Annotated in this window: 4 protein-coding genes; 3 read left to right on the forward strand and 1 reads right to left on the reverse strand. The window is 59.1% G+C overall.

What is annotated here, in order from left to right; all coding sequences use genetic code 11:
• The first annotated feature begins 413 nt into the window (after positions 1-413).
• The 3 genes from ILT44_RS29940 to ILT44_RS29950 are packed head-to-tail and all read left to right on the forward strand — an operon-like array spanning position 414 to position 3,279.
• Positions 414-890 carry a DEAD/DEAH box helicase family protein gene (locus tag ILT44_RS29940; protein ID WP_204243254.1) on the forward strand — a complete coding sequence of 159 codons (477 nt, stop codon included), beginning with the start codon at positions 414-416 and terminating at the stop codon, positions 888-890.
• The gene (locus ILT44_RS29945) at positions 887-2,980 is read left to right on the forward strand and encodes a hypothetical protein (RefSeq protein ID WP_204243255.1); all 2,094 of its coding nucleotides are present in this window, start codon (positions 887-889) and stop codon (positions 2,978-2,980) included. Before ILT44_RS29940 ends, ILT44_RS29945 begins: the two co-directional genes overlap by 4 nt.
• Positions 2,980-3,279 (forward strand): hypothetical protein, encoded by a 300-nt coding sequence (locus ILT44_RS29950; protein ID WP_204243256.1) that lies wholly within the window; start codon positions 2,980-2,982, stop codon positions 3,277-3,279. Before ILT44_RS29945 ends, ILT44_RS29950 begins: the two co-directional genes overlap by 1 nt.
• A gap of 35 nt (positions 3,280-3,314) precedes the next feature.
• Here ILT44_RS29950 and ILT44_RS29955 read toward each other — a convergent pair whose 3' ends face one another.
• Positions 3,315-3,938, reverse strand: a complete 624-nt coding sequence (locus ILT44_RS29955) for a recombinase family protein (protein ID WP_204243257.1) — start codon at positions 3,936-3,938, stop codon at positions 3,315-3,317.
• Positions 3,939-4,221: the final 283 nt, after the last annotated feature.

The raw sequence follows: 4,221 nt of genomic DNA on the forward strand, positions 1-4,221 counted from the left end.
CGTCATAGCGGTCAAGCTGGACGTTCGCGTTCGGGATCAACCCTGTAGGTCGTTGTCTGCGCCCCGGCAGCCATCTCTCAGTCATCATGGCAGCCGGATCTCTGGTCTGATGTGGCTTGTCGCGTCGGCACCAAAAGAATTTTAGCCAGCCCATCCTGCTGATCCGAGACCAAGCTCAAATCCGCGCCCCTCGAAGTCTATTGACACGTTGTAACGGTTCGTGAGATAAGTAGCCGTATGAGCACTTTTTGAGCGCTCCGACTCTTGGCGGGAGTTCGTATCGTGAGAGACAGATAAATACCGTGACGGCCAGGATAGCCGTAAGGACTGTTGTTGAAGATACCCGAATGCCCGCGAGGAGCCGCCAACCCTCGCGGGTTTTTTTGTCCAAAACAATTTTAACAGAGGTTCTTATGACCATTCATTTTTTTAATGCTCTGGCGGGAGCGGGTAAAACTCGTGCGCTCGCCCTTCATGCCGACCGTCTCGCCCAACGTGGCCAGAAGGTATTCTTCATCCAACCCAGCAAACTCCTGATCAACAAGACCATCGAGGACGAACTTCGGAAGCTCGACCGCCGATATCCGGTGAAGGCCATCCACGGCGATACGAACCTGGAGACGAACTCGGTCGTCGCTGATCTCGTGGCTCACTTCCAGCAGCCCGGTCCCGGTGGCGAGATCCTGTTCGCCACCCACGCCGCCTTCATGCGCCTGCCGTACATCGAGAACAAAGGTGACTGGCACCTGATCGTGGACGAGGTGCCCCAGGTGGATGAGTTCGAGGAGTTGAACCTCTCCGAGACCCACCACCTGATCACGCCGTTTCTGACCCTCGTGCCCGATGGTGCCCGGTATGGTCGTCTCCTGAAGCGGGAGGACGCCCGATGAGCCTCGGCAAGATTGCTCGGAACAAGACCGGGGATGACGTTTACAAGCTCTTCGGGGGGTTTGCTCATCGCGTGACCTCGAAGGACTGGCAAGTGTTCGCGCTCCAGGACCAGTTCGAGAACCTGATCAATGGCTCGAAGGACCGCAGCAAACTCATCACCTACTCGATCCTCAAGCCGTCGATCTTCGACGGCTTTGCCAGCACCACCATTGCCGGGGCCTGCTTCGAGGACACGATGCTCCATCGTGTCTGGACGGCGCAAGGGATCGACCTGGAGCCGGTGCATGACCAACTGCGGTGCGAGCTTCGCTACGACCGCCATCCGAATGGTCATCTCGTGACGATCTTCTACGCCACCGAAGAGGAGTGGTCGAAGACGTTCCGGGACAAGAATGTCGGGGAGCAGAAGGTTATTGACCAGATCGTCAAGGCGGTTGGGGATGCCATGGGCAAGAAGCCCTTTATCTGGATGGGCAACAATGACTTGAAGGGGAGCAAAGATCCGTTTGCTCACATGGCCAATGCGGAGCGCCTGCCGAACTCGCCTCACGGGCTCAACCAGTTCCAGCACTTCCACAATGTCGTGGTGCTCTCGGCCCTGAACCCGCCGCCTGCCCACTTCCACTTCATGGAGACGCATGGGATCAGCGGCGATGAGATTAAGACCGCTCATTACCGGAGTGCGGTCTATCAGGCGGTGATGCGCTGCTCGGCTCGCAAACCGGATGATGAGAACCCGAAGCAGTTCGTGGTCATGGATCGGACTACGGCGGAATGGCTGGCCGACCTGTTCCCCGGAGCCCAGGTTGAGCCGCTCGACGGCATGGGCGTGCAGCCCCGCAAGGGTAAGCCGGGGCGCAACCGCAAGCACGCGAGCAATGCCGCAAGGAACCGGGCCTACAACGAGCGCAAGAAGCAGGGGTTGATGACTCAACTCGATCTGATCAATGGCACCTCTCTGGTAGCTGGTCGCTATCCGGTCTTCGCCCAGGAGGTCAGATCTGGGATGAAGGAGTTCGCAGGGACGTGTGACGAAAACACCGTATATAGAGGAGAAATCGTCACGCCGCCGTTGACCAGCGGCACCGCCTTTAGCTCGGTCTATGAGACGATCCCGCTCGATCACGTGGATTACTCGGATGACCAGTCCTTCATTACTGGCCTGCGCGATCTCCATGGACGAGTTGTTGCGGCCAAGGAGGAAAGCGGGGTCTTCAGCCCCGCGCACTTCGAGGCCGACAAGGCGGAAGAGACCGGTCGCGGGCTCGACAACATCACCCATCTGCGCGGGATCTGGCTCGACAATGATGGCGGCGACCTGACGTACAAGGAGTTCGCCTCCTTCTTCCCCTACCTACGTATCGTGGTCTGGAACACCTACTCCTCGACCCCGGAGAAGCCGCGCTGGCGAGCCTTCGTCCCGACCTCGGATGCCATGTCCATCGACGTGCATCAGATCATCCTGGCGCAGATCGAGAAGGTGCTGAACAAACAGGGCTACTGGGGCAAACGGCAGTTGGAGAAGAAGACCGGCATCAAAACCCGTCGCTGCCATGGCTTTGATGAGTCGAAGTTCAACGCCGCGAGCCTGTTCTATCTGCCCTGTCAGGCGAAAGATCCGCAGCATTCGTTCTTCCACGACTTCAACGATCCGAAGCGTGGTCCGCTCGATCTGCACCAATGGATCGAGAACTGCATCCTGGATCTGCGGCCTGATCCTGAGCCGGAACCGAGGATCTCGACCGAGACGGTTGACGCTCCGGTGATCTCGTCTGCCAAGGTCTCGTCCAGCCTCCAGGCGGTCCGGGAGAAGCTCCTGGCCGAGAAGGCACAAAGCCATGCCGGTCGGCAACAGGCAGCCATCGACAAGGCCACCGACGAGTGGCGCTCGGCTCCTCCTGGTGATGGGCACAATGCCTTCTTCCGGTTGGGTGCCGCCCTTCAACGGGCGGGTCTCGACGAGAGCGAGATCCGCGAGAAGCTTCGCGAAGAAGTGGGGCATGCCCACTCGAAGAGCGAGCGCCGCAAGGAGATCCCCGGTATCCTCAAGAGCCTGCGTCGTCGCGGGACGTTCGGGAGGGCTGCGTGATGACCCTGACCCAGATGCCGTTCCTGGTTCGGCACTTGATCCCCGATCACGATATTTGCACGAAGATCGGGAGGCTCATGCATATTCTCGTCGATGGTGACGAAGATCCCATGGATATCAATCTCACCGATCTTGCCGTTCAATTCTTCGTGCGGGACTTGATCCATGACGCACTCCGAATGGGTCTCAGCATCTGCGAGCCCAGTTGGAGCCTCGCTCCCAATGGTGACGTGGAGGTCATCTTCCCCTTTGAGCGGGAAGCCGACGCTGCGATGTTCAAGCTGTCGTTGCCCCAATGATCATGATGGCCTGGGGGTGATCTCCAGGCCATTCTTCATGCCGCGACGGTCTCTGGCACGATCCCATCATTGGCCAGGGACTGCTTGACCCGCTGCACGGTCGCCGTTCCGGCTCCTGTCTCTCGCGCCGTCTCTCGGATGCCCCGGCCTGCCAGGAGCATTGCCTTGATCTGCTCGATGCGTTCGGTTGACATGGGCGGACGACCCAGCCGCTTCTTCCCACGAACTCGATCCAATCCGGCCACGACCCTGGAGCGGATCATGGCTCTTTCAAATTCCGAAAAGACGCCGAGGAGTTGAAACAGCATGCGTCCCGATGGTGTGGACGTGTCGATAGCCTGCTGATGCAGATAGAGATCGACGCCACGGGCCTGAACGTCCGCCAAGAAGGCAATGAGATCCTGGAGGGATCGGCCCAGACGGCACACGCTCCAGGCGGCGATCATGTCGAACTCTTTCCGAGCCACACCTTTAAGAAGGCTGTCGAAGCCGGGACGCTGATCACGGCCCTTCGCCCCGCTGATCCCCTCGTCCGTGTACACGGCCACGACTGTCCAGCCGAGTCGAACGGCCACTCCTTGAAGTTCCCGGAGTTGGTTCTCGACGGTCTGGTTCTTATCGGTGCTCGTCCGAGCATACAGGCATACGCGCTTCATCATCCTAGAAGTGACTCATACGGCTGGAATCCCGTCAAATAATTTTACGGGCCGAATGATCGGATCGAGCCGTTCCGAAAACAGATGTTTGCGGACACGCCCGAAACAGCCTCCACAACGACCGGAAAACAAGGGTTTGCGAGGCCCGAGTTCGGGAGGGTTTTTGGGACAGGAGGAAAGGACCGGTCTGGGACCTGGGGCGATCCTTGCCCACACGGGCAACCCGGATCGTCGTCATCGATCTCGTCGGACGATATCAACATGCCGCGACGACGTTGATCTCGTC

The sequence above is a fragment of the Microvirga arvi genome (genome assembly GCF_016892765.1).
Taxonomy (GTDB): domain Bacteria; phylum Pseudomonadota; class Alphaproteobacteria; order Rhizobiales; family Beijerinckiaceae; genus Microvirga; species Microvirga arvi.

Excerpts from the sequence above, each read along its gene's own strand:
- ILT44_RS29940 (WP_204243254.1), top strand. The coding sequence starts at position 414 with ATGACCATTCATTTTTTTAATGCTCTGGCGGGAGCGGGTAAAACTCGT.
- ILT44_RS29945 (WP_204243255.1), top strand. The coding sequence starts at position 887 with ATGAGCCTCGGCAAGATTGCTCGGAACAAGACCGGGGATGACGTTTAC.
- ILT44_RS29950 (WP_204243256.1), top strand. The coding sequence starts at position 2,980 with ATGACCCTGACCCAGATGCCGTTCCTGGTTCGGCACTTGATCCCCGAT.
- ILT44_RS29955 (WP_204243257.1), bottom strand. The coding sequence starts at position 3,938 with ATGATGAAGCGCGTATGCCTGTATGCTCGGACGAGCACCGATAAGAAC.